At 70.6% G+C, this 25,428-nt stretch carries 21 protein-coding genes; 17 read left to right on the top strand and 4 right to left on the bottom strand.

Features of this window, described 5'->3' with window-relative positions; all coding sequences use genetic code 11:
- Nucleotide 1: 1 nt before the first annotated feature.
- Complete coding sequence (locus ACFUCU_RS12605; protein ID WP_377972956.1) at nt 2-781, top strand: DUF3159 domain-containing protein; 780 nt, start codon at nt 2-4, stop codon at nt 779-781.
- Nucleotides 782-872: 91 nt separating this feature from the next.
- On the opposite strand, the gene ACFUCU_RS12600 is transcribed toward ACFUCU_RS12605, so the two are convergent.
- Nucleotides 873-1,652, bottom strand: coding sequence for a potassium channel family protein (locus ACFUCU_RS12600; RefSeq protein ID WP_377972955.1), 780 nt, complete (start codon nt 1,650-1,652; stop codon nt 873-875).
- Nucleotides 1,653-2,324: a potassium channel family protein gene (locus ACFUCU_RS12595; protein ID WP_377972954.1), complete on the bottom strand. Its 672-nt coding sequence runs from the start codon at nt 2,322-2,324 to the stop codon at nt 1,653-1,655.
- Between the two features lie 117 nt (nt 2,325-2,441).
- Between ACFUCU_RS12595 and ACFUCU_RS12590 the strand changes: the two genes are divergently transcribed.
- From ACFUCU_RS12590 to ACFUCU_RS12515, 16 genes are all read left to right on the top strand, one after another.
- A complete protein-coding gene (locus ACFUCU_RS12590; protein WP_290258110.1) occupies nt 2,442-4,418 on the top strand; it encodes an APC family permease in 1,977 nt (658 codons plus the stop codon).
- Nucleotides 4,415-5,794 (top strand): class I SAM-dependent RNA methyltransferase, encoded by a 1,380-nt coding sequence (locus ACFUCU_RS12585; protein WP_377972953.1) that lies wholly within the window; start codon nt 4,415-4,417, stop codon nt 5,792-5,794. The genes ACFUCU_RS12590 and ACFUCU_RS12585 overlap by 4 nt, the downstream gene beginning before the upstream one ends.
- A gap of 125 nt (nt 5,795-5,919) precedes the next feature.
- Complete coding sequence (locus ACFUCU_RS12580) at nt 5,920-8,733, top strand: aconitate hydratase (RefSeq protein WP_290258108.1); 2,814 nt, start codon at nt 5,920-5,922, stop codon at nt 8,731-8,733.
- A gap of 199 nt (nt 8,734-8,932) precedes the next feature.
- Nucleotides 8,933-10,906 carry a 1-deoxy-D-xylulose-5-phosphate synthase gene (gene dxs, locus ACFUCU_RS12575; RefSeq protein WP_377972952.1) on the top strand — a complete coding sequence of 658 codons (1,974 nt, stop codon included), beginning with the start codon at nt 8,933-8,935 and terminating at the stop codon, nt 10,904-10,906.
- Between the two features lie 24 nt (nt 10,907-10,930).
- Nucleotides 10,931-11,488 carry a hypothetical protein gene (locus tag ACFUCU_RS12570; RefSeq protein WP_377972951.1) on the top strand — a complete coding sequence of 186 codons (558 nt, stop codon included), beginning with the start codon at nt 10,931-10,933 and terminating at the stop codon, nt 11,486-11,488.
- Nucleotides 11,489-11,556: 68 nt separating this feature from the next.
- Nucleotides 11,557-11,775: a hypothetical protein gene (locus tag ACFUCU_RS12565; protein ID WP_377972950.1), complete on the top strand. Its 219-nt coding sequence runs from the start codon at nt 11,557-11,559 to the stop codon at nt 11,773-11,775.
- A gap of 20 nt (nt 11,776-11,795) precedes the next feature.
- Nucleotides 11,796-12,773: an aldo/keto reductase gene (locus ACFUCU_RS12560; protein WP_377972949.1), complete on the top strand. Its 978-nt coding sequence runs from the start codon at nt 11,796-11,798 to the stop codon at nt 12,771-12,773.
- 44 nt (nt 12,774-12,817) lie between these two features.
- Entirely contained in the window at nt 12,818-13,852 is a 1,035-nt protein-coding gene (locus ACFUCU_RS12555; protein WP_377972948.1) for a nucleoside hydrolase, read from the top strand.
- 61 nt (nt 13,853-13,913) lie between these two features.
- Nucleotides 13,914-14,747, top strand: coding sequence for an ECF transporter S component (locus tag ACFUCU_RS12550; protein ID WP_377972947.1), 834 nt, complete (start codon nt 13,914-13,916; stop codon nt 14,745-14,747).
- Nucleotide 14,748: 1 nt separating this feature from the next.
- The gene (locus ACFUCU_RS12545; RefSeq protein WP_377972946.1) at nt 14,749-15,513 is read left to right on the top strand and encodes an energy-coupling factor transporter transmembrane component T; all 765 of its coding nucleotides are present in this window, start codon (nt 14,749-14,751) and stop codon (nt 15,511-15,513) included.
- The gene (locus ACFUCU_RS12540; RefSeq protein ID WP_377972945.1) at nt 15,510-17,069 is read left to right on the top strand and encodes an ABC transporter ATP-binding protein; all 1,560 of its coding nucleotides are present in this window, start codon (nt 15,510-15,512) and stop codon (nt 17,067-17,069) included. Before ACFUCU_RS12545 ends, ACFUCU_RS12540 begins: the two co-directional genes overlap by 4 nt.
- A gap of 62 nt (nt 17,070-17,131) precedes the next feature.
- A complete protein-coding gene (locus tag ACFUCU_RS12535) occupies nt 17,132-18,700 on the top strand; it encodes an HlyD family efflux transporter periplasmic adaptor subunit (RefSeq protein ID WP_377972944.1) in 1,569 nt (522 codons plus the stop codon).
- A 3-nt stretch (nt 18,701-18,703) separates the two neighbouring features.
- Nucleotides 18,704-19,423, top strand: coding sequence for an ABC transporter ATP-binding protein (locus ACFUCU_RS12530; RefSeq protein ID WP_377972943.1), 720 nt, complete (start codon nt 18,704-18,706; stop codon nt 19,421-19,423).
- Nucleotides 19,420-20,664: an ABC transporter permease gene (locus ACFUCU_RS12525; RefSeq protein WP_377972942.1), complete on the top strand. Its 1,245-nt coding sequence runs from the start codon at nt 19,420-19,422 to the stop codon at nt 20,662-20,664. Before ACFUCU_RS12530 ends, ACFUCU_RS12525 begins: the two co-directional genes overlap by 4 nt.
- Nucleotides 20,665-20,671: 7 nt before the next feature.
- Nucleotides 20,672-21,256 carry a hypothetical protein gene (locus ACFUCU_RS12520; RefSeq protein ID WP_377972941.1) on the top strand — a complete coding sequence of 195 codons (585 nt, stop codon included), beginning with the start codon at nt 20,672-20,674 and terminating at the stop codon, nt 21,254-21,256.
- Nucleotides 21,257-21,419: 163 nt separating this feature from the next.
- Entirely contained in the window at nt 21,420-21,767 is a 348-nt protein-coding gene (locus tag ACFUCU_RS12515) for a VOC family protein (protein ID WP_377972940.1), read from the top strand.
- Nucleotides 21,768-21,870: 103 nt separating this feature from the next.
- On the opposite strand, the gene ACFUCU_RS12510 is transcribed toward ACFUCU_RS12515, so the two are convergent.
- Entirely contained in the window at nt 21,871-24,036 is a 2,166-nt protein-coding gene (locus ACFUCU_RS12510) for a 3-hydroxyacyl-CoA dehydrogenase NAD-binding domain-containing protein (RefSeq protein WP_377972939.1), read from the bottom strand.
- Complete coding sequence (locus ACFUCU_RS12505; RefSeq protein WP_377972938.1) at nt 24,033-25,337, bottom strand: thiolase family protein; 1,305 nt, start codon at nt 25,335-25,337, stop codon at nt 24,033-24,035. The genes ACFUCU_RS12510 and ACFUCU_RS12505 overlap by 4 nt, the downstream gene beginning before the upstream one ends.
- Nucleotides 25,338-25,428 lie beyond the last annotated feature (91 nt).

Here is a 25,428-nt window from a genome sequence, read left to right as displayed (position 1 = left end):
CATGCCCGAGAGCTCCCCGTTCCAGGACCCCCGCCCCCGCGAATCCCAGCCCGGCTCCACCCGGCCCGGCGAGGCGCAGCCCGCGGGCACCCAACCGACCGTGGCCCAGCTGGCCGAGGACTACGCCGCGAAGGCGGGCCTGCACCGCACCAGCAACGGCAACATCGACGTGCTGAAAAGCGCCGGCGGCGTCCAGGGCCTGGCGGAGAGCATCCTGCCCGGCCTGGTCTTCCTGATCGCCTTCACCGTGTCCCGTGAGCTGACCCCGGCGCTGGTGGGCGCCCTCGCCGTCGCCGCCGCCTTCACCGTCGCCCGGCTGGTCCAGCGCAAGCCGCTGACCCAGGCGCTGGCCGGCATCGCCGGCGTCGGCCTCTCCGCCTGGCTTGCCAACACCACCGGCAAGGCCGAGGACTTCTACGTCCTGGGCTTCTTCACCAACCTGGGCTACATCGTGGCGATGAGCATCTCGATCGCCGTCCGCTGGCCGATCGCCGGGCTGCTGTTCGGCTTCATCCGCAACGAGGGACTGCACTGGCGCAAGGACCCGGCCCGCGTGAAGGCGTACCGGATCGGGACCTGGGTGATCATCACCGTCCTGGCCCTGCGCCTGCTGGTCCAGGTGCCGCTGTACTACATGGGGGAGCAGGGCCTCGCCGCCCTCGCCACCACCCGGCTGCTGATGGGCGCCCCGCTGTACATCCTGGGCCTCTGGGTGGCCTGGCTCCTGACCCGGCCCGCCGCGCCGGCAGCCGACGCCGGGCATCCCGTCGAACCCATCTAGCTCGCAGCTGAGGCCGTTATGAACGCTCATAACGGCCTCAGCTGTCAGTCAGGTGGGTCGGCCCGTCGGCGGCACGCGGGCGGTCGGGGCCTTAGCCGTCGAAGCCGTCGTCCTCGATGGCGTGACTGTGCGAGGGCTGGCCGGAGCGGCCGTCGTAGTCATCGCCGGACCCGGCGGTATCCGCCACAGTGTCGCCGTCGCCGTTGCCGGATTCCGGGGCCGAGAGCAGGGCCCGCAGCTCGTCCTCGGCGGCTATGGTGGTGACGAAGAACAGCTCGTCGCCGCCGTCGATCACGTCGTCCCGGCTGGGGGTGATGGGGGCCTGGTCGCGGAGGATCGCCACGAGGGTCGCGTCCTCGGGCCATTCGATGGCGCCCACCGTTAGGCCGATCACGTGCGAATCGTGCGGCACGGTGAATTCCACCAGCGAGGATACACCCGTCTGCAGCGTCAGCAGCCGGACCAGGTCGCCGATCTCCACGGCCTCCTCTACCAGCGCCGTCATGAGCTGCGGGGTGTTGACCGCGACGTCGACGCCCCAGGAGTCATCGAACATCCAGTCGTTCTTCGGGTTATTCACCCGGCCCACCGTGCGGCCCACGCCGAATTCGGTCTTGGCCAGCAGCGAGACCACCAGGTTGACCTTGTCGTCGCCGGTGGCGGAGACGACGACGTCGGCGTCCTCCAGCCGGGCGTCCTTGAGGGTGCTCAGCTCGCAGGCGTCGCCCACCAGCCAGTGTGCGCCGCGCAGGCCGCTGCGGCCGATCACCTCCGGCTTGAGGTCGATCAGCAGGATTTCGTGTTTGTGCGAGAGCAGTTCGCGGGCAATCGAGGAACCGACGCTGCCGGCACCGACGATGACGACCTTCACTTAGGACTCCTTGGCGGGGGTTTTGGCGAGGATGTGGGCCACCTCGGAGGTGCGGTCCACGCTGAGCATGGCGTGGACGGTGTCGCCGTCCTGCAGCGACATGCCGGGCGTCGGGAGCATCCCCTCGCCGAAGCGGGTGAGGTAGGCGATGCGGATGTCCGCGGCCTTCTCGATGGCGGTCAGCGGGTGGCCGACCCAGCCGGCGTCGAGGTCCACCTCGGCCAGCACCAGCCGGCCGGAGGGATCGCGGAAGTCACCGGCGAGGTGCTGCTCGGGCAGGATCCGGCGCAGCACCTGGTCCGCGCTCCAGCGCACGGCCGCGACCGTGGGGATGCCCAGGCGCTGGTAGATCTCGGCCCGGCCCGGGTCGTAGATGCGGGCCACCACGTGCGGGACGTGGAAGGTCTCCCGGGCCACGCGGGTGGCCAGGATGTTGGAGTTGTCACCGCTGGAGACGGCGGCGAAGGCGTAGGCCTCCTCGACGCCGGCGCGCTTGAGCGTTTCGCGGTCAAAGCCGACGCCGGTGACCTTGCGGCCGGTGAAGCCGGTGCGGAGCCTCCGGAAGGCGCGGTCGTCCTGGTCGATGATGGCGACCGAGTGGCCGGCGTCCTCAAGAGTGTGCGCCAGGGTGGCACCCACCCGGCCGCAACCCATGATCACGAAGTGCGCCACATGTGCCTCCTAAAGGGTCTGTCTCACGTTGCTGCGTAAACTCTACCGGCCACCGGGGCCCGGCAGCCGCGCCCCGGCCGCCATGACATCGGGTGCGAATCAGACTAACTTTGTCTGGTGCTGACAATTTTCAATGCCGTGAAGCGGGTGCTGGTGGGGCGTCCCTTCCGCAACGACCGTCTGGCCCACACCCTGTTGCCGAAGCGGATCGCGCTTCCGATCTTCGCCTCGGACGCGCTGTCCTCGGTGGCCTACGCCCCGGACGAAATCCTGCTCACCCTGGCCCTGGCCGGCGTTAGCGCGGTGGCGTTCTCGCCGTGGGTGGGCCTGGCGGTGATGGTGGTACTGCTGACGGTGGTCGCCTCCTACCGGCAGAACGTCCACGCCTACCCCTCCGGCGGCGGCGACTACGAGATCGCCAACGAGAACCTCGGCAAATACGCCGGCCTGACCGTCGCCTCGGCCCTGCTGGTGGACTACGTCCTGACCGTGGCGGTCTCCATGTCCTCGGCCGCGGCGTACCTGACCACGGCCGTGCCCTCGCTGCACGGCCAGCAGGCCGCGATCGCCACCATCGGCGTCGTGATCCTTGCCCTGGTGAACCTGCGCGGCATCCGAGAGGCCGGCAGCGTCTTCGCCGTCCCCACCTACATCTTCATGGTCTCCATCCTCGGCATGACCGCCGTCGGCGTCTTCCAGGCCGTCACCGGCCAGCTGGGCCAGGCGCCGTCGGCCGAGTTCGAGATCGTCCCGGCGGCCGGCTTCGACGAGGGCCTGGTGGGCCTGACCGGCGCGTTCCTGCTGCTGCGGGCCTTCTCCTCCGGCGCCGCCGCCCTCACCGGCGTCGAGGCGATCAGCAACGGCGTGCCCAACTTCAAGAAGCCCAAGAGCAAGAACGCCGCCACCACGCTGCTGCTCCTCGGCGTCATCGCGGCGTCCATGCTGGCCGGCATCATCTACCTGGCCAACGCCACCAAGGTGCACATCGTGCAGGACCCTGCCAAGGAGTTCCTGCTCAACGGCCAGCCCGTGGACGAGGGCTACATCCAGAACCCGGCCATCAGCCAGATCGCGCAGACGGTCTTCGGCGCCGGCTCCATCCCGTTCTACATCGTGGTGGCCGCCACCGGTGTCATCCTCGTCTTCGCCTCCAACACGGCGTTCAACGGCTTCCCGGTGCTCGGCTCCATCCTGGCCCAGGACGGCTACCTGCCCCGCCAGCTCCGCACCCGCGGCGACCGGCTGGCCTTCAGCAACGGCGTGCTGGCCCTCGCCGCCGGTGCGCTGGTGCTGATCATCTCCTTCAACGCCGACGTCACCAAGCTGATCCAGCTCTACATCGTGGGTGTCTTCATCTCCTTCACGCTCAGCCAGCTCGGCATGATCCGGCACTGGGGCCGGGAGCTGAAGCTCGCCAAGGACCCGGCCGCGAAGCTGCGGATGCTCAAGTCGCGCACCATCAACACCATCGGCTTCGGCATGACCGGCCTGGTGCTGGTGATCGTGCTGATCACCAAGTTTGAACAGGGCGCCTGGATCGCCCTGCTGGCCATGTTCATCCTGTTCCTGATCATGTGGAGCATCCGGGCGCACTACGACAACGTGGCCAAGGAACTCGCCGTGGACGAGGACTCCTCGCCGCGGGCCCTGCCCACCCGCGTCCACGCCGTGCTGCTGGTCTCCCACGTCCGCAAGCCCGTGCTCCGCGCCCTGGCCTACGCCCGCGCGTCCCGGCCGTCCCGGCTGGACGCCATCACCGTGGACATCAGCCCGGAGGAGACCGAACAGACCCTCGCGGACTGGGAGAAGCTGGACATCCCGGTGCCCATCACGGTCCTGGCCAGCCCGTTCCGGGAAACGGTCACGCCCATCATGGAATACATCAAGAACATGCGCCGGGACTCACCCCGGGACCTGATCGTGGTGTACATCCCCGAGTACGTGGTGGGCAAGTGGTGGGAGCAGCTGGTGCACAACCAGACCGCCCTGCGGATCAAGACCCGGCTGCACTTCGAACCCGGAGTGATGGTCGCCAGCGTGCCGTGGCAGCTGAAATCGTCCGAAGAAGCCAAGAGACTGCAGGATATTCAATGAGCACCGACCCCCGGACCCCCGCCGCCACCGAACTGGTCGTCGACGTCGGCCGGGTGGCCCACGGCGGCCACGCCGTGGCCCGGCACGAGGGCCGGGTCATCTTCGTCCGGCACGGCATCCCGGGGGAGAAGGTCCGCATCAGGCTCACCGACGACGCCGAGGGTGCCAAGTTCTGGCGCGGTGACGTCATCGAGGTGCTCGAGGCCTCCGAGGACCGGGTGGAGCACTTCTGGCACGCCGCCGACGCGCGCCGCGCCTGGGCCCACGGCCACCCGCCGGTGGGTGGCGCCGAACTGGGCCACATCTCCCTGGCCCGGCAGCGCCGGCTGAAGGCCGAGGTCCTGGCCGAGCAGCTGCACCGCCTCGCGGGCATCGACGCCCACGCCCTGGCCGGCCTCCCGGGCGCCGGCCACGTCGAAGCGGTGGGGGAGGACGCGTCCTCGGCGGCGCCGGGGCTCGGCTGGCGCACCCGCACCGGCTTCGCGATGACCCCGTCCGGCCAGCTGGGCATGCATGCCTACCGCTCCGAGGCCGTTCTGGCGGTCCGCGAGATGCCGCTGGCCGTGGACGGCATCAATGACCTGCGCCTCTGGGACCAGGACCTGCAGGGCATCGAACGGATCGAGGTCGCGGCCCCGGCCAATGGCTCCCGGCCGCTGGTGCTGCTGGTTCCCGCCCCCGGCACCCGCCCGCAGCGGGTCGCCGCCATCGCGGCCCGCCTGCCGGAGAGGGTCTCCGTCGCCCGGCTGGACCCCGCCACCGGTGAGGTCACCCAGCTGCGCGGCCGTACCTGGGTGCAGGAAACCGCCGCCGGCCATGACTTCCGCGTCACCGGCGACGGTTTCTGGCAGATCCACCGCCACGCCCCGGAGACCCTGGTGGGCGCGGTCAAGGAGGCCCTGCACGACGGCGGCTACCTCGCCCCCGGCTCGGCGGTGGCCGACCTGTACGCCGGCGCCGGGCTCTTCACCGCCGCGCTGGCCGACGCCGTCGGGGTCACCGGCTCCGTGCTGTCCGTGGAAGGCTCGCCCGGCACCAGCCGGGACGCCCGCAAGAACCTGCACCACGCCCCGCAGGTGGAAATTGTCCAGGGCAAGGTCGAACGGGTGCTGCGGCAGAAGCCGCGCAGCTTCGACGCACTGATCCTGGACCCGCCCCGGGCCGGCGCCGGCAAGGCCGTGGTCAGCCAGCTCGTGGACTCCGCGCCGCGCGCCATCGCCTACGTCTCCTGCGACCCGGCGTCGTTCGCCCGCGACGTCGGCTACTTCCAGCAGCGGGGCTGGGCACTGAAGTCCCTGCGCGGGTTCGACCTCTACCCGCATACGCACCACCTGGAGACGGTGGCGTTGCTGACTCCTGGGGGCCCGGGCCACTAGGATGGGCGGAGTAGTCCGACGTCGCGCGGGCTCAGCACCCCACAAAGCGCTTGGTTAGGCTTGCCTAACTAGCTTAGGGGTCTGCGGCGCGACAAAGATGAAACAGTTGCGAGAGGAGTCCTGCGATGAGCATTGTGGACAGCTTCGGTGCAAAAGGCAAACTTAATGTAGCCGGTACCGAATACGAGATTTTCCGGTTGAACTCCGTCGAAGGCGCAGACAGCCTTCCGTTCAGCCTCAAGGTGTTGCTTGAGAACCTGTTGAGGACCGAGGACGGCGCCAACATCACGGCCGACCACGTCCGCGCCCTGGCCGGCTGGGATCCCAACGCCGAGCCCGACACTGAAATCCAGTTCACGCCGGCGCGCGTGATCATGCAGGACTTCACCGGCGTGCCCTGCGTTGTCGACCTCGCCACCATGCGTGAGGCCGTCAAGGACCTCGGCGGCGACCCCACCCGGGTCAACCCGCTGGCACCGGCCGAACTGGTCATCGACCACTCCGTGCAGATCGACGCCTTCGGCAACTCCGGCGCACTGGAGCGCAACATGGAGATCGAGTACCAGCGCAACGGCGAGCGGTACCAGTTCCTCCGGTGGGGCCAGACCGCGTTCGACGACTTCAAGGTCGTCCCGCCGGGAACCGGCATCGTGCACCAGGTCAACATCGAATACCTGGCCCGCACCGTCATGACCCGCGAGGTTGACGGCACCCTGCGCGCCTACCCGGACACCTGCGTCGGCACCGACTCCCACACCACCATGGTCAACGGCCTGGGCGTGCTCGGCTGGGGCGTCGGCGGCATCGAGGCCGAGGCGGCCATGCTGGGCCAGCCCGTCTCCATGCTGATCCCGCGCGTCGTCGGCTTCAAGCTGACCGGTTCCATCCCGGCCGGCGCCACCGCCACCGACGTGGTGCTCACCATCACCGAGATGCTGCGCCAGCACGGCGTGGTCGGCAAGTTCGTCGAGTTCTACGGCGAGGGTGTCGCGGCCGTGCCGCTGGCCAACCGCGCCACGATCGGCAACATGAGCCCCGAGTTCGGTTCCACCGCCGCGATGTTCCCGATCGACGACGTGACCCTCGACTACCTGCGCCTCACTGGCCGGGCGGACGAGAACGTCGCCCTGGTCGAGGCCTACGCCAAGGAGCAGGGCCTCTGGCACGACCCGTCCCGTGAGATCAAGTTCTCCGAGTACCTCGAGCTGGACCTGTCGACGGTTGTCCCGTCGATCTCCGGCCCGAAGCGCCCGCAGGACCGCATCATCCTCTCCGAGTCCAAGGCCCAGTTCCGTGAGGACCTGCGCAACTACGTCAAGGTTGACCTGGCCGACGGCAGCCTCGACGAAGCGATCGATGAGAGCTTCCCGGCCTCCGACGCCCCGTCATTCACCGCCAACGCCAGCCACCTCACCGAGGAGGCCCCGCACTCGCACGGACCCAAGGCCAACGGCCGCCCGTCCAAGACCGTGGCGGTCAAGACCGCCGACGGCCGCGAGTTCGAACTGGACCACGGCGCGGTGTCGATCGCCTCGATCACCTCCTGCACCAACACGTCCAACCCGTCCGTGATGCTGGCCGCCGCACTGCTGGCCCGCAACGCCGTCGAAAAGGGCCTCACCGCCAAGCCGTGGGTCAAGACCTCCGTCGCTCCGGGCTCGAAGGTCGTCACCGACTACTACAACAAGTCCGGCCTCACCCCGTACCTGGAGAAGCTCGGCTTCTACATCGTCGGCTACGGCTGCGCGACCTGCATCGGCAACTCCGGCCCGCTGGACGCCGAGATCTCCGAGGCCATCCAGGCCAACGACCTCTCGGTCACCGCCGTGCTCTCCGGTAACCGCAACTTCGAGGGCCGGATCAACCCGGACGTAAAGATGAACTACCTGGCCTCCCCGCCGCTGGTCATCGCCTACGCCCTGGCCGGCACCATGGACTTCGACTTCGAGAGCGACCCGCTGGGCCAGGACGAAGCCGGCAACGACGTCTTCCTCAAGGACATCTGGCCGAACCCGTCCGAGGTCCAGGAGACCATCGACTCCTCGATCGACAAGGGCATGTTCGCCCGCGGCTACGAAGGCGTCTTCGAAGGCGACGAGCGCTGGAAGGCCCTCGACACCCCCGCCGGCGACACCTTCGCCTGGGACCAGGACTCCACCTACGTCCGGAAGCCCCCGTACTTCGAGGGCATGAAGGCCCAGCCGGAGCCGGTCCAGGACATCAGCGGAGCCCGCGTGCTGCTCAAGCTCGGCGACTCGGTCACCACCGACCACATCTCCCCGGCCGGTTCCTTCAAGTCGGACACCCCGGCCGGTAAGTACCTGCTGGAGCACGGCGTGGAGCGCAAGGACTTCAACTCCTACGGTTCCCGCCGTGGCAACCACGAGGTCATGATCCGCGGCACCTTCGCCAACATCCGGATCAAGAACCAGCTGCTCGACGGCGTCGAGGGTGGCTTCACCCGCGACTTCACGCAGGCCGACGGCCCGCAGGCCGCCGTCTACGACGCCGCGCAGAACTACCAGGCCGCGGGTACCCCGCTGGTGGTCCTGGCCGGCAAGGAGTACGGCTCCGGTTCGTCCCGTGACTGGGCCGCCAAGGGCACCGCTCTGCTCGGCGTCAAGGCCGTCATCGCCGAAAGCTACGAGCGCATCCACCGCTCCAACCTCATCGGCATGGGCGTCCTGCCGCTGCAGTACCCGGCCGGCCAGAACGCCGCCAGCCTGGGCCTGACCGGCACCGAGTCCTTCTCCGTCGAGGGCGTCACCGCCCTCAACGAGGGCACCACGCCGAAGACCCTCAAGGTCACCGCCACGGCAGAAGACGGCACCACCACGAGCTTCGACGCGGTCCTGCGCATCGATACCCCGGGTGAAGCCGACTACTACCGCAACGGCGGCATCCTGCAGTACGTGCTGCGCCAGATTTCGGCCAGCTAGCACCACCGGCCGAGCCTTCCCGGCGAGGCCACCCGAAGCCCCGGACCGTCACAGACGGGCCGGGGCTTCGGCGTTCCCGGGACGTCGGCATTGCCCGGCCCGGCGGGGGAGCGGCGCCCGCGGATCCGGGGCGCGCAACCTGCGGACACGCCGAGGCGTTAGAGTTGTAAGGCATGTCTACTACCCGCAAGGAGGGCCGTTGGGAATCTTGGAGAGCATCCGGAGTCCGCAGGACCTGAACACGTTGTCCCAGGCGCAGCTGGACCAGCTGGCCGCCGAGGTCAGGGAATTTCTGATCGGCAATGTGTCCCAGACGGGCGGACACCTCGGGCCGAACCTCGGCGTCGTCGAACTGACCATCGCCGTGCACCGCATCTTCGACTCGCCGCGCGACAGCATCGTCTTCGACACCGGACACCAGTCCTACGTGCACAAGCTCCTCACCGGACGGCAGGACTTCAGCACCCTCCGCCAGCAGGGCGGCCTCTCCGGCTACCCGGACCGGGGCGAGTCCGAGCACGACATCGTCGAAAGCTCCCACGCCTCCTCTTCGCTGTCTTGGGCGGACGGCATCTCCCGCGCCCGCCGGCTCACCGGCGACGGCGACCGGTACGTGATCGCCGTCGTCGGCGACGGCGCCCTCACCGGCGGCATGGCCTGGGAGGCCCTGAACAACATCGCCGCGGACAAGAAGCGCCGCGTCGTGATCGTCGTCAACGACAACGGCCGCTCCTACGCCCCGACCGTCGGCGGCCTCGCCGACTACCTCGCCTCGCTGCGCCCCACCATCGACTCGCTCCGCGCCGCCCCCGCCTACGAGGGCGCCCTGGACTGGTGGAAGAAGCGGCTGCAGAGCGGCGGCCCGGTGGGCCAGTTCACCTACAAGAGCCTCCATGCCATGAAGAAGGGCATCAAGGACTGGTGGGCCCCGCAGGGCATGTTCGAGGACCTCGGCATGAAGTACATCGGCCCCGTGGACGGCCACAACCTCCAGGCCATGGAAAACGCCCTCTCCACGGCCAAGAACTACGCCGGTCCCGTGATCGTGCACGCCATGACCGAGAAGGGCCACGGCTACGCCCCGGCCCGCGCCCACGAGGCGGACCAGTTCCACGCGGTCGGCATCATCGACCCGGAAACGGGCGAACCCACCGAGGCCGGCGGCGCCAAGTCCTGGACCTCCGTCTTCGCCGACGAGATCGCCGATATCGCGGACGAACGCAAGGACATCGTGGGTATCACCGGCGCCATGCTGATTCCCGTGGGCCTGCACAAGTTCGCAGCGCGGCACCCGGAGCGCGTGTTCGACGTCGGCATCGCCGAACAGCACGCCCTCACCTCCGCCGCGGGCATGGCCTTCGGCGGCCTGCACCCCGTGGTGGCCGTCTACGCCACCTTCCTCAACCGCGCCTTCGACCAGCTGCTGATGGACGTGGCCCTGCACAAGGCGGGCGTCACCGTGGTCCTGGACCGCGCCGGCGTCACCGGGCCCGACGGCGCCAGCCACCACGGCATGTGGGACATGGCGATGGTTCAGATCGTCCCCGGCTTGCACCTGGCCGCCCCGCGGGACGCCACCCGGCTGAAGGAAGAACTCCGGGAGGCCGTCGCCATCGAGGACGCCCCCACCGTACTGCGCTACTCCAAGGGCAGCGTCGGCGCCGAGGTCGAGGCGCTCGAACGCCTGGCCGACGGCGTGGACGTGCTCGCCCGCCGGCCCGCCGGCTCCACCGACAACGACGTGCTGATCGTCAGCGTCGGCGCCATGTCCGAGCTGGCCCTCGACGTCGCCGGCCGGCTCGGGGCGCAGGGCATCAGCTCCACCGTCATCGACCCGCGCTGGGTGCTGCCCGTGCCCGCCTCGGTGATCGCCCTGGCCTCCCATCACCGCCTGGTCATCTGCATCGAGGACGGCGTCCGGGCCGGCGGCGTCGGCTCCCGGATCCGCCAGGAGATGCGCGCCGCCGGCGTCGATACCGCCCTGAACGAGGTGGGCCTGCCGGTCGAATTCCTGGACCACGGCACCCGCAGCCAGGTGCTGGAACGCGTCGGCCTGACCGCCCAGCAGATCACGCACGACGTCGTCGCGCAGGTCCTCGGCACGAAGGTGCCGTTCGCGCGCCCGCTGCCCGGCCAGGAACACCCCAGCACCGGCAGCCTGCCGATCCTCTGACCGAACCACCAAAGGACACACAGCATGAGCGGCATCATCCGCGTCTACAAGCGCGACGAGGAAGGGGTCTTGCACTTCCGGGAGGCCTGGATCGACGAGGAATACTCCGAGTTCGTGATGAACCACGGCGTGGTAGGACACCAGAGCAAGACCGAGGAGACCGAGGTCGCCGACCCGGACGCCGGCGAATTCCTCATGGAGGCCTTCGCCGCCCAATGCGCCGAGGACGGCTACGCCGAGATCCCCGAGGAGGAACAGTCCTGGGTGGTGGCCCAGTACGCCCTCAAGACCAAGGAGGGCACCAGCCGGGACCGCTACCTCGAGGAGAAGGCCAAGGACGCGCTGATCAGCCACCTGGCCTGGCGCGGCCTGGGCGTGGTGGACCGGTCCGAGTTCTCGGACGCCAAGCTGAACATCTTCTGCCTGACCCCGGACGTGGCCAAAACGGTCAACGCGATCAAGGTCTGCATCCGCGGCGAGGCCCTGGACTTCACCAAACTCAGCATCGGGGCGGCGCCTTATGGCTCCACGGACTATAAACTGAAACACTCCGCCAAGCCGTCCTCCAGCTTCTCGCTGTAGCCGGCGGCACCTGCACGGAGCCGGACCCGGCTCACCTGGAATTGGGGGCAGCGCTGGAAGGACACGCAATGACGCGCAAATCCCCACGACCCGGCAGCACCCCTCTCCCCGCGGGACTGGCCGCTCCGGCCCGCCGCTACCTGGCGCACGCCGGGGTGGAGACGCTGGAACACCTGGTCCCGCTGGGCCGCCGCCAGCTCGCCGGCATGCCGGGCATCTGCCCGCGCACCCTGGCCCAGCTGCAGGACGCCATGGACGAGCACGGATTGGAACTCCCCCCCGGGTAGGCCGTTATAGGCTGAATTCCATGACTGATTACCGACGCGTAGGAAATTCCGGACTGACCGTCTCCGCCGTGGGCCTCGGCTGCAACAACCTGGGCCGGGCCGGCACCGCCACCGAGACGCAGGAGGGAACAGACGCCGTCGTCCACGCCGCGCTCGACGCCGGCATCACCTTCTTCGACGTCGCCGACGTCTACGGCCGCGAACCGGGCCTCAGCGAAACCATGCTGGGCAAGGCCCTCGCCGGCCGCCGCGACGACGCCGTCATCGGCACCAAGTTCGGCCTCGACATGAACGGCGCCAACGGCAACGACTTCGGTGCCCGCGGCTCCCGCCGGTACATCATCCGCGCCGTGGAGGCCTCCCTGCGCCGGCTCGGCACCGACTGGATCGACCTCTACCAGTTCCACACCCCGGACCCGCAGACCCCCATCGAGGAGACCCTCGAAGCGCTCAACGAGCTCGTGGCCAGCGGCAAGGTCCGCTACATCGGCCATTCCAACCGCGCCGGCTGGCAGATCGCCGAGGCCGAATACGTGGCCCGCGCCCGCGGCGGCGCCCGCTTCATTTCCAGCCAGAACCACTACAACCTGCTGGACCGCCGGGCCGAACAGGAAGTCACCCCCGCCGCGGAGGCCTACGGCCTGGGCGTCCTGCCCTACTTCCCGCTGGCCAACGGCCTGCTGACCGGCAAGTACACCAAGGGCCAGGCCCCCGAGGGCTCGCGCCTGAGCCACACCCGCACCAACCTGGTCAACGACGCCGACTGGGACCAGCTGGGCCGGTTCTCCGCCTTCGCCGCGGAACGGGACCTCACCGAGATCCAGGTCGCATTCTCCTGGCTCGCCGCCCAGCCCTCGGTCAGCAGCGTGATCGCCGGCGCCACCCGCCCCGAACAGGTCCGGCAGAACGCCGCGGCCGTCGCCTGGGTCCCTGACGCCGCCGAACGGGCCGAGCTGGACGAGATCTTCCCGCGCACGCCGAAGGTTGCCCTGTTCTGAGCGAGCCCGTCCCCGGCGCCCGGGCCGCCGGTCCCCGCATCCTGATGGACGTCGACACCGGGATCGACGACGCCCTCGCCATCGTCTACCTGCTCTCCCGCCCCGAGGTGGAGGTGCACGCCATCACCTGCACCGCCGGGAACGTGGGCGCCCGGCAGGTGGCTCTGAACACCCTTTCGCTGCTGGAACTCTGTGGCCGCGGCGGGATCGAGGTGGCCACCGGCGCCGAGGTCCCGCTGCAGGTCCCGCTGGTCACCACCGAGGAAACCCACGGGCCGCAGGGCATCGGCTACGCCGAACTCCCCGCCCCGGCCCAGCCCATCTCGGAACGGCACGCCGTCGACCTCTGGATCGAGGAGGCCCGCGCGCATCCCGGCGAGCTCACCGGCCTGATCACCGGACCGCTGACCAACTTCGCCCTGGCCCTGCGCCGGGAACCCGATCTGCCGCGGCTGCTGAAGTCCCTCGTGATCATGGGCGGCAGCTTCTACTACCAGGGCAATACGACGCCGACGGCGGAGTGGAACACCCACGTGGACCCGCACGCGGCCAAGGAGGTCTACGCGGCCTATCGTGGCCTGCCCGAGGACAAGCTGCCCGTTGTCTGCGCGCTGGAGACCACGGAACGGATCGAGATGCGGCCCGAACACCTGCGGCGGCTGGGGGAGGCCGCCGGGCTGCCGGAGCCGGAGCTGGTGCTGCCGGAGCAGCCCGAGGGCCTGCGCAGCACCGCCGCGAATCCGCTGGTGGCCTGCCTCTCGGACGCGCTCCGGTTCTACATGGAGTTCCACCGGCTCTACGACCAGGGGTACGTGGCGCACGTGCACGACGCGTTTGCCGCCTGCGCCGCCGCCGGGCGGACCCCGTTCAGCACCCGGCTGGCGACGGTCGACGTCGAGGCGGACTCGCCGCTGCTGATGGGCACCACGGTGGCGGACTTCCGCGGCCTCTGGGGGCTGCCGCCGAACGCCCGGATTGTCTCCGGCAACGACCCCGATGCCTGCTTCGCCGAACTGGTCGGCTCGGTCGGGGCGCTGGCCCGCACCCTGGGCCCCACTCCTGGCCCGGCCAAAGGCTAAGATGGTAGCTGCGCCGAGGTGACATCAGGCGGACTTTTCCGACCCCAGCCGAAGGATCCTCATGTCACAGCAGCCCCTGACTCTCCCCGCGACCGGACCCCGCGACGGTGAACCCCGCGGCCGCCGTAGCCTGCTGCTGGAGATCGCCGGCGCCTTGTCCATCGCCGCCACCTACGTCTACTTGGTCCTGACCCAGCCCGTGGAACTGGCCGACGGCCCCACCAGCGCCTCCGCCCTCGTGGCCCTGGGCGGCTTCCTGCTCGGCGCCGTGCTGCTGCTCGTGGCCGTCCTGCCGACCCTGCCCACCTCCACCCTGGTGCTGATGCCGGTGGCGATCGTGCTCAACGTCGTCCTCGGCCAGCTGATCGGCACCATCGGGTTACCGTTCTACATCGACGCGGTGGGTACCGTCCTGGTCGCGGTCCTCGCCGGACCGGCCGCGGGCGCCGCCACCGGCGTCCTGGGCAGCATCATCTGGTCCTTCTTTAACCCCACCGTCCTGCCGTTCGCCGCCGGCGCCGCGCTGATCGGCTTCCTCGCCGGCATGGCCGCCCGCGCCGGGCTGTTCCGCCGCTTCTACCTTGCGCCCGTGGCCGGGTTCGTCACCGGCATCCTCGCCGGCGTCGTCTCCGCGCCCATCGCGGCCTTCGTCTACGGCGGCACCGCCGGCCTGGGCACCGGCGCCCTGGTCAGCGCCTTCCGGGTCATGGGGGACACCCTGCTGGCCGCCATCACCAAGCAGGCCCTGATCTCGGACCCGATGGACAAGGCGATCGTCTTCACCATCGCCGCCCTCCTGGCCTACGCCCTGCCGCGCCGCACCACCTTCCAGTTCCCCTTCGTCCGCCGCTTCCGGGTCCTGGCCGGCAAGGCCCCGGCCGCGCCCGACGCCTAGGGTGCGGCTGCACCCGCTCACCGCGCTTACGGCGGCGGCCTGCACCGCCGTCGTGACGACGGCGGCCGGCAGTTGGCCGCTGTCCCTGGCGGTCGCCGCCGGTGCGGCGCTGCTGGCCGCGGGGGCCGGCGTGGCCGGACGGGTGCTCGGATCGGCGGCGGTGATCCTCGCCCCGCTTCTGCTCTCCCTGCTGGTGCTGCACGGGCTCTTCTTTCCGGAGGGGCGCACGGTCCTGGCCCAGTGGGGTCCGGCCCGGGTCACCACCGAGGGGCTGGGCTTCGCCCTCGAGCTGGCCACCCGCACCACCGCCTCGGTGCTGGTGCTGCTGCTGTTCTCCTTCACCGTCAGCGTGCCCGACCTGCTGGCCGCCCTCGCCGCCCGGCGGATCCCGCCACAGTTCAGCTTCGTGCTCGCCTCCGCCCTGACCCTGGCGCCCGGGATGGCCGCCCGGTTGGAACGCATCCGGCAGGCCCAGGAAGCCCGCGGCCTGGTGGTCTCCGGCGGCTTCCTCTCCCGGCTCGTTGCCGCCCGGCTGCAGGCTGTCCCGCTGGTCCTGGCCCTCGTGGACGACGCCGGCGTCCGTGCCCAGGCCCTGGACGCGCGCGGCTTCGGCAACCCGGGCCCGCGGACCAGCTACCGGGAACTCGAGGACCCGGTCGGGCAGCGGGTGTTCCGCGCCTGCGCCCTGCTGATCGCGGCCGCGGCCGTTGCGGTCCGGCTTGCCGGCGGCTGGTTGGCTATTGGGTTGCTGGGGGCTGGAGCATGAGCCTCCTTGCCGCCGAGATCCGTGGCTTCAGCTACCACGGCGACGACGTTCCGGCGCTGCGCGACGTCGACCTCACCCTGCGGCCGGGCACCCTCACCGCCGTCCTCGGCGGCTCCGGCAGCGGCAAGACCACCCTCGGCAAGATCCTGGCCGGCTGGCTCCGCGCCGGCTCCGCGGGCACCCTCCGCGGCGGCCTGGCGCTCGGCGGGGAACGCCTCGAGTTCTCCGGCGACGACGGCGACCCCCGGATCGACCCCGCCGCCTGGTCCGGCCGGGTGGGCTACGTGCCGCAGGACGCCGCGACCATGCTCTCCACCGTCCGCCACACCGTGGCGGACGAACTTGCCTTCGGCCTGGAGAACCGCGGTGTGCCCCGCCCCGAGATGCTCCGGCGGGTGGCCCTCACGGCCGAACGGACCGGACTCGGCGGCCTGCTGGAACGGAACCCGGAACGGCTTTCGGGCGGGGAACTGCGACGCCTGGCCGTCGCCTGCGCCGTGATCGGCGAGCCCGAGGTGCTGATCCTGGACGAACCGCTCGCCTCGCTGGACCGGGCCGGGGCCCAGGGCATCGCGCGCCTGGTGGGCGACCTCCGGGCGGCCGGGACCGCCGTCGTCGTGCTCGGACAGGCCGCCGACGGGCTCGCCCGCAGCGCCGCCCACTGGCTGGTCCTGGCGGATGGAACGGCCGTGGCGGCCGGGGAGCCCTGCGACATCCCGGAGCAGGTGCTCCGGGACGCCGGGGTCCTAGCGGGCGACGCGGCCGGGGGAGTCCGGCACCCGGCGCCGGTCGACCCTGCCGCCGCCCCCGTCCTGGAGTTGCGGGACGTCGGCTTCGGCTACGCGCGCGGCGGCACCGGCCCGGCGCGTTCGAGGCGCCTGCTGTCCCGGCCCCGGCTTTGGCGTGAGCGGGCGGACGACGCCGACATCTCTCCGCTGCTGCGGGGGCTGGACCTCGCGGTCCGGCCCGGCGAGATCGTTGCCGTGACCGGCCCCAACGGCGCCGGGAAGTCCACACTATTGCGGCTGGCCAACGGGCTCCTGCGGCCGCGACAGGGTGAGGTCAGGGTCCTCGGCGATCCCATCGTCGGAGTCTCCGCCGGCCTGGTGGCGGACTCGGTGGGCCTGCTCTTCCAGCAGCCCCGGGACCAGTTATTCGAGCGGACCGTGCTGCGCGAGGTCGGTTTCGGCCTGCGCCGGCTGACCGGCCCTGACGGAGACCCCACGGCGCGCGCCATGGATGCCCTCACCGCCGTCGGCCTGGCCGGTTCCGCCGCCTCGCACCCCGCCGAGCTGCCCTCGTCCCGGCAGCGGCTCCTGGCCCTGGCCACCGTGCTGGCCCGCCGCCCGGCCCTGCTGGCGCTCGATGAACCCACCGTCGGCCTCGACCGGCACGGCCTGGCCCGGCTGCACGCCGCCGTCGCGGACGCGGCCGGACGCGGCGCGGGGGTCCTGCTGGTCACCCACGACGCCGCCTATGCACGGGCGGCCGCGCACCGGGTCCTGGACCTCGACGGCGGGAGGCTCCGGGAGACGTGGCGGCGGCCCGCGCCCTGATCGCTGGCGATCTCCAACCCTTTTCCCGGTATTCCCCCAGCCACGGCCGATACCGTCCAGCCATGACCTCAAAAACCCTTGTCATCAACTCTGCCCTGGGCGCCCTGATTCTGGCGCTCGGAGCGGGCACCTACCTCTCCGTCACGGCCGCAGGGTCCACCACCCCGGCCGCCTCGGTGCGGACGGTTGCGGTGACCAAGGCCGGCATCTCCTCGGTGGCCACCGCCTCAGGCAACGTCACCTCCGCCACCACCACCGTGGTCAACGCCCAGAACTGCACCGGCGCCATCATCTCCGTCAGCGCCGCCGCCGGCCAGCAGGTCGCCGCGGGCCAGCAGTTGTTGACCATTGATCCCACCAACGCCCAGAACGCGCTCAAGACCGCCGAGGCCCAGCTCGCCTCCGTCACCGCGCAGGCCAACCAGCAGGAGGTCAGCGCCGCCGGGCAGGTGTCCTCGGCGAACCAGAGCCTCGTCAACGCCCAGCAGTCCGCCAACCTGGACGCCGCCCAGCAGGCCGCGGCCGTTGCGGCGGCGCAGAAGGCCGTGGACGCGGACAACGCCGCCGTCACCGCGGCCCAGACACAGCCGGTGCCCAACCCCAAGCCGGCCAACTGGACGGACCCCGTCGTCGCGGCCCAGAACCAGCTCGCCAAGGACCAGCAGGCGCTCACCACCGCGCAGAACCAGTCCTCCTCCACCCAGCTCAAGGACAAGCAGCAGCTCGCCACCGCGTCCACCGCGCTGGGTAACGCCCAGAACTCCGCGGCCTCCGCCGGCGGTACCAACATCACGAGTGCCCAGGTGGCGGTGGAGACCGCGCAGGCCAACCTGGCCTCCTGCAACGTCAACGCCCCCGCTGCCGGCACGGTCACCGCCGTCAACGCCACGGTGGGCGCTCTCGCCGGCTCCTCCGGCGGCTCGGGCTCCGCCGCAGCGGGGTCCACCGGAAGCGGCGCAACCAGCGGCGGGGCGTCCGGCGGGTCCGCCGCCTCCGCCGGCAGCAGCACCACCGCGGCCAGCGGCGGCTCCTCCGCGGGCTTGGTCACCATCAGCGACACCACGCACCTCCAGGTGGTGGCCGGGTTCTCCGAGTCGGACATCGCCGCCATGAAGCCGGAGCAGACCGCCCAGTTCGTCTTCCCGGCCCTGAACGCCCAAGGCAACGCCCAGCCGGCCACCGCCGCACCGGTGACCGGCAAGGTGGTCTCCATCGCGCAGACCTCCAGCACCACCAACGGCGTCGTAACCTACCCGGTGACCGTGTCCATCGCCAACCCGCCCGCGGGCCTGCGCCTGGGCCAGAGCGCCAACATCACCGTCACCACCGCCGTCGCGGACAACGCGCTCCTGGTCCCGAGCCTCGCGGTGACCACCAGCGGCGACCGGCAGACCGTGAACGTCACCCGGAACGGCGTCACCACCCCCACCAAGGTCACCACCGGAATCACCGCCAACGGCAGGACCCAGATCCTGACCGGGCTCTCCGAGGGCGACCAGATCGAGCTGCCCGCCATCTCCAATACCCTGGACAGCGGCACCGGGACCACCCAGCAGGGCGGCGCCGGCTTTGGCGGGGCCGGGTTCGGCGGCGGCACCCGCGGCGGCGGCAGCCGGAACGGCGGCCAGTAGGCCATGGCGGCGGTCATCGAGCTGACCAACGTCAGCAAGGTCTATGGCAGGGGAGAGGCCGAGGTCCGGGCCCTGGACGGTGTCAGCATCGGCATCGAACGCGGTGACTTCGTGGCCATCATCGGCGCCTCCGGGTCCGGCAAATCCACCATGATGAACATCATCGGCTGCCTGGACGCCCCCACCTCGGGCGGCTACTTCCTCGACGGCATCCGCACCGCTGACCTGGACGAGTACCAGCAGGCGCAGATCCGCAACCGCAAGATCGGCTTCGTCTTCCAGAACTTCAACCTCATCTCCCGCACCAAAGCCGCGGACAACGTGGCCATGCCGCTCGCCTACGCGGGCGTCGGCCGGCAGGAACGGCACACCCGGGCGCTGGCGATGCTCGACGCCGTCGGCCTCGCCAGCCGCGCCGACCACAAACCCTCCCAGCTTTCCGGCGGCCAGCAGCAGCGCGTGGCGATCGCCCGGGCGCTGGTCACCAACCCCGTGCTGCTCCTCGCCGACGAACCCACCGGCGCCCTCGATTCCTGGTCCTCCGACGAGATCCTCGACCTGTTCGAACGGCTGCACGCGGCCGGCCGCACCATCGTCATGATCACCCACGAGATGGACGTGGCGGAGCGCGCCGGCCGCGTGGTCCGGATGCAGGACGGGCGGATCATCTCCGACGTCCGGCAGCGTCCGCTCCGCGTCCCCGCCCTGGCGGCGGCGCAGTGAGCCTCCTGGAGGCCGCGCGCTTCGCCCTGGCCGGCGTCGCGGCCAACAAGCTGCGCTCGGTGCTCACCACGCTGGGCATCCTCATCGGCATCGCCGCGGTGATCGTCCTGCTCGCCGTCGGCGCCGGCACCAGCAACGCCATCAAGGCGCAGATCGGCAAACTCGGCACCAACGTGCTGACCGTCAGCCGCTCCACGTCGGTGGGCGGACGGGCCGGGGCCGGCACCGCGGTCAGCGGCACCCGGACCAGGAGCACCAACCTCACACTGGACGACGAGAAGTCGCTGACGGACCCGGTGCTGGCGCCCGACGTCGCCCGCACCGCGCCGATCGTGCAGGCACAGGGGGTGACCGGGACGTACAACAACGCCACGCACTCGGTGGCGAGCTTCCTCGGCACCACGGCGCCCTACTTCACCATCAGCAACAGCACGGTGGCCACCGGCAGCCTCTTCACCGACGCGGACCAGCAGGGGGCCGCTCCGGTCGCGGTGATCGGAGCCACGGTTGCCTCGGACCTCTTCGGCGCCTCCACCGCCTCCGCCGTCGGCCAGACCATCCAGCTCAACGGGCAGAACTTCACCGTGTCCGGGGTGCTCACCGCCAAGGGCTCCTCCGGCCTGAACGATCCCGATGACATCGTGGTTGTCCCGCTCTCGACGGCGCAGAGCAAGTTCACCGGCTACGCGCCGACGCTCGCCTCGATCACGGTCCAGGCGGCGTCCGCGGATGTGATGAACCAGGCGCAGAACGAACTGCAGATGATCCTGGACGCCCGGCACGGCGTGGATGCGACCAACCGCGATTACCAGATCCGGAACCAGGCACAGATCCTTACCACCGCCACCAACACCACCCAGACCCTGACCATCCTGCTGGGCGCCGTGGCGGCGATCAGCCTGCTGGTGGGCGGCATCGGCGTCATGAACATCATGCTGGTCACGGTCACCGAACGGACGCGGGAGATCGGCATCCGCAAGGCGATCGGCGCCTCCCGCGGCAGCATCGTCGCCCAGTTCCTGATCGAGTCGCTGATCATCTCCGTGATCGGCGGTGTGGCCGGGATCGTGATCGGGTTCGCCGGCAGCGCCTTCCCGGTGCTCGGTGTGCAGCCCGAGGTCCAGCCGTGGACGGTGTGGCTGTCGCTGGCCGTCTCCGCCGTGATCGGCCTGGTCTTCGGTGTCTATCCCGCCAACAAGGCCGCGAAGCTGCGGCCCATCGACGCCCTCCGCTATGAATAGGACAGCCATGAAGAACGTATTTGCCGGCGCCGAGGGCGCACGCCGCCGCCGCGGGACCGTTGGGGAGGACGACGGCGGGGCCGCCCTTGGGGGGACGGACGCCGAAGCCGCCGGCACCCAGGCGCTGCCGGTGACCGCGGAGACCGGGTCCTGGGGAGGCCCGCACCCGGCCACGGACGCGCTGCCCGCCGGTACGGCGACGGAGGCGCTGCACACGGCGGCGCTGCCGGCGTCGGCCCCGGAACTGCCGGACGCCGCGGACGAGCCGTTCGTCCCGCGCAGCCGCTACGTCATGGGCCGGTCCACCAAGATCCTCGTCTGCGTCGCCCTCGTGGCCGGCGGCATGTTCGCGGGCTCCGCCGTGCAAAAGCAGATCGACGCCGGCAACCGCTCCCAGCGGGCCAACTTCGGGACCTTTCAGAACGGCGGCAACGCCGGATCCCAGAACGGCGGAGGCGCCGGTAGCACGACGCCGGGCCAGGGCCGCCGCGGCGGACAGACGGGCACCGGCGGGACCACCGGCACCGCCGGCGGCAGTGGAACCGGCGCGGGCGGGCAGTCGTCGGCGCCGGCCCAGGGCGGGAGCAAGTAGGGCGGTCCCGGTGGTGCCGAACGTGCAGAACGTGCAGAACGTGCCGGCGCACCGTACGGGCTTCCGCGGTGCGGTCCGCCCCTCCTGGTAGAGTGCGCGGCAGTTTCCTATCCCTCTCCCGTCCCGAGGAGAGGCGCATCAACCAACCGGAGGTCCGCCGCCCATGAATCCCGTCCGCGCCGAGATCGGTACAGTCTTCGTCCCCGTCAGCGACATCGCGGCCGCGAGGGACTGGTACTGCGGCCTCATGGGCGTACCGGCGGACGGTGAGATCCTCTTCGACCACCTCTATTTCCTGCCGATGACGGGCGCCGGGCTGGTCCTGGACAGCAAAATCTTCTCCCCGGACGCCGTGTTCCGGGCGCCGGCCTTCCACCTGAACACCGGCGATATCGACGCCGCCCACCGCCACCTGACCGGCCTCGGCGGGGAAGTCATGGACATCACGGACGGCCGGTGGTTCACCTTCCGCGACCCGGACGGCAACCTCCTGATGATCTGCGAGTGCTAGGCCGCCAGCTGCTGCAACGGTAGGGTCCGAACGCAAAGCGCCGCCGCTCCCCGCCCGGAAGGGCAGGGAACGGCGGCGTTTGGTTGCCGGGTGATCCGGCAGCCTACGCGGCTGGCTCCGAGGCCACGCCCGCGGGCAGGAACTTCTTCCCGTTGACCCGCTCCGAGGCGCCCACCCGGTCCAGGTAGGGGGTGATGCCGCCCAGGAACATCGGCCAGCCGGCACCCAGGATCATGCAGAGGTCAATGTCCTCCGGCCCGGCCACGACGCCCTCGGAGAGCATCAGCCCGATCTCCTCGGCCAAGGCGTCCTGCACCCGGCGCAGCACCTCCTCGCCGGTCGAGGGCGAGTCGCCGAAGCTCATCAGCGCCAGCGTTTCCTCGGGGATCCGGGGGGAGCCGGCCTTCACGGAGGCGGGGTCCCACACGGAGGTCACGCCGTTGTCGATCAGGGCCTGCAGGTTCTTCGAGACCGGGAAGCGGTCGCCGAAGGCCGCGTGCAGGGATTCCTGGACGTGCTGCGCGACCGGCAGTCCCACCATGGCGCCGAGGACGAACGGCGTCATCGGCAGGCCCATCGGGCGCAGGGCGTTGTCCGCGACATCGGCCGGGGTGCCCTCGTCGAACGCTGCAGTGACCTCGCCCATGAGCCGCAGCAGGATCCGGTTGACCACGAACGCCGCGGCGTCCTTGACGAGGACGGCGGACTTCTTGAGTCCCTTGGCGAGGACGAACGCGGTGGCCAGCACGGCGTCGTCGGTCTTCGGCGCCCGGACGATCTCCAGCAGAGGCATCACGGCCACCGGGTTGAAGAAGTGGAAGCCCACCAGGCGCTCCGGGTGCTCCAGGTCCTCCGCCATGGCGGTGACCGAGAGCGAGGAGGTGTTGGTGGCCAGGATGCACTCGGGCGAGACGATCGCCTCGACCTCCTTGAACACCTGCTTCTTGACGTTGAGTTCTTCGAAGACAGCCTCGATCACGAAGTCGGCGTCGGCGAAGGCTTCCTTGGACACCGAACCGCTGACCAGTGCCTTGGTGCGGTTCGCGGCGTCGGGGCTGATCCGCTTCTTCGCCAGCAGCTTGTCCACCTCGCCGTGGACGTAGGTGACGCCCTTGTCCACTCGGGCCTGGTCGATGTCCGTCATCACTACGGGGACCTTGAGCTGGCGGGCGAACAGCAGCGCCAGCTGGCCGGCCATCAGGCCCGCGCCGACGACGCCGACCTTGGTCACCGGCCGGGCAAGCTTACGGTCCGGGGCGCCTGCGGGCCGCTTGGCCCGGCGCTGCACCAGATCCAGGAAGGCGTACACGGTGGAGCGGAACTCGTCGGTCTGCATCAGGTCGGCGAGGGTCTCGCACTCCAGCTCGGCCGACTCGGCCTGGGTCATGGTGCGGTTGGCCTCGAGGACGTCCAGGACCTTGGCCGGGGCGGGGGAAGCGTTCGAGGTCTTGGCCTCCACGAACGCCCGTCCCGCGGCGACCGCGCCGGCCCAGCGCTCGGCGACCGCGGGATCGGCGGGGTCGACGGCGGCGGCGCGTGCCGGGGTTTCGACGCCGGCGATCACCTTCGCGGCCCAGGCCACGGACTGCTCCACGAAGTCGGCCGGTTCGAAGATCGCGTCCGCGACGCCGAGGTCGAAGGCCTGCGGTCCGGTCAGGGTGCGGTTGTTGCTCAGCGGGTTCTCGATCATCACCTTGACGGCGTTCTCCGGCCCGATCAGCCGCGGCAGGATGTACACGCCGCCCCAGCCCGGAACCAGGCCGATGAATGCCTCCGGCAGCGCCAGGGCACCCGCACCGGTGGAGACCGTGCGGTAGGTCGACTGCAGCGCGATCTCCAGCCCGCCGCCCAGGGCCAGGCCGTTGATGAACGCGAAGCTCGGCACGCCCAGATTCGCCAGGGTGGAGTAGACCTCGTGGCCCAGTTGGGCCATCCAGAGGCCCTGCTCGCGGCCGCTGACCGACTTGACCGTGGACAGGTCCGCGCCGGCGACCAGGAAGTAGGGCTTGCCGGTGACGCCGACGCCGACGATCTCGCCGCGGGCGGCCCGCTCGCGCAGGCCTTCGAGGACGGTGCCCAGCTCCACCAAAGTGTTCGGGCCAAGGGTGGTGGGCTTGGAGTGGTCCAGGCCATTGTCGAGGGTAACCAGCGCGAACGTGCCCGGGCTGGTGCCGTTCACGGCTGGAAGCTCGATGTCCTGGACGTAGGAGTGGGTCACCGTCTCGTTCGGAAACAGGGTGGCAAGTTTCTGGAAATCGGCGGCGCTCATGCTGCTGCTCCCGTCTCGGTGGCGGTGTCGCCCGTGGTGGTGGTCTCGGTGCCGTAGTCGGCGTGGTGCGGGTTCTCCCAGATGACGGTGGCGCCCATGCCGAGGCCGATGCACATGGTGGTCATGCCGTAGCGGACGGACGGGTCCTCTTCGAACTGGCGGGCCAGCTGGTTCATCAGGCGCACGCCCGAGGAGGCCAGCGGGTGGCCGACGGCGATCGCGCCGCCGTAGCGGTTGACCCGGGGGTCGTCGTCGGCGATCCCGAAGTGGTCCAGGAAGCTGAGCACCTGCACGGCGAAGGCCTCGTTGATCTCGAACAGGCCGATGTCCTCGATGCCGAGGCCGGAGTTCTTCAGCGCCTTTTCGGTGGCCGGGACCGGGCCGATGCCCATGACCTCGGGTTCGACGCCGGCAAAGGCGTAGCTGACCAGGCGCATCTTGACCGGCAGGCCCAGTTCCTCGGCGGCGTCGGCGGAGGCCAGCAGTGCGGCGGTGGCGCCGTCATTGAGGCCGGCGGCATTGCCGGCGGTGACCCGGCCGTGCGCGCGGAACGGCGTGCGCAGCCCGGCGAGGTCCTCGACCGTTGTGCCGGGGCGGGGAGGCTCGTCCACGGAGTTCACGGTCCAGCCCTGGCCTGGCTTCATGGTGGCCACGGGGACCAGGTCCGGCTGGATCTGCTCCTTGGCGTAGGCCGCCGCGAGCTTGTCCTGGGAGGCGACGGCGTAGGCGTCGGTGCGCTCCTTGGTGATGGCGGGGAACCGGTCGTGCAGGTTCTCGGCCGTGTTGCCCATGTTCAGGGCGGCGGGGTCCACGATCCGCTCGGACATGAACCGCGGGTTCGGGTCCGCGCCGGCGCCCATCGGGTGGTTGCCCATGTGCTCGACGCCGCCGGCGATGACGACGTCGTAGGCGCCGAAGCCGATGCCGCTGGCCGTGGTGGTCACGGCGGTCATGGCGCCCGCGCACATGCGGTCGATGGCGAAGCCGGGAACGGTGCGGGGCAGGCCGGCGAGCAGGGCAGCGGTGCGGCCGATCGTCAGGCCCTGGTCACCGGTCTGCGTGGTGGCGGCGATGGCGACCTCGTCGATCCGCCCGGCCGGGAGGGAGGGGTTGCGGCGCATCAGCTCGCGGATGCACTTGACCACCAGGTCATCGGCGCGGGTCCCGGCGTAGATGCCTTTCTCGCCGGCGCGGCCGAATGGGGTGCGCACGCCGTCGACGAAGACGACGTCGCGCACGGCGCGGTGGGCGGAGCGGGGGGTGCCGCTGCTGCGGGCTCCGCTGGGGCTGTCTTGGCTCACGTGTAACTCCTCATTGAGACAGGGGTGCCGGGCCCGTCCCCGCGGCCGGTGACGGCTGGTGCGCGGGATGGCCCTGGCGGCATCGCTAGCA

Source organism: Arthrobacter sp. NPDC057259 (genome assembly GCF_042668995.1).
In the GTDB taxonomy this organism is placed as follows: domain Bacteria; phylum Actinomycetota; class Actinomycetes; order Actinomycetales; family Micrococcaceae; genus Arthrobacter.
This window is presented reverse-complemented; position numbering and strand designations above follow the sequence as displayed.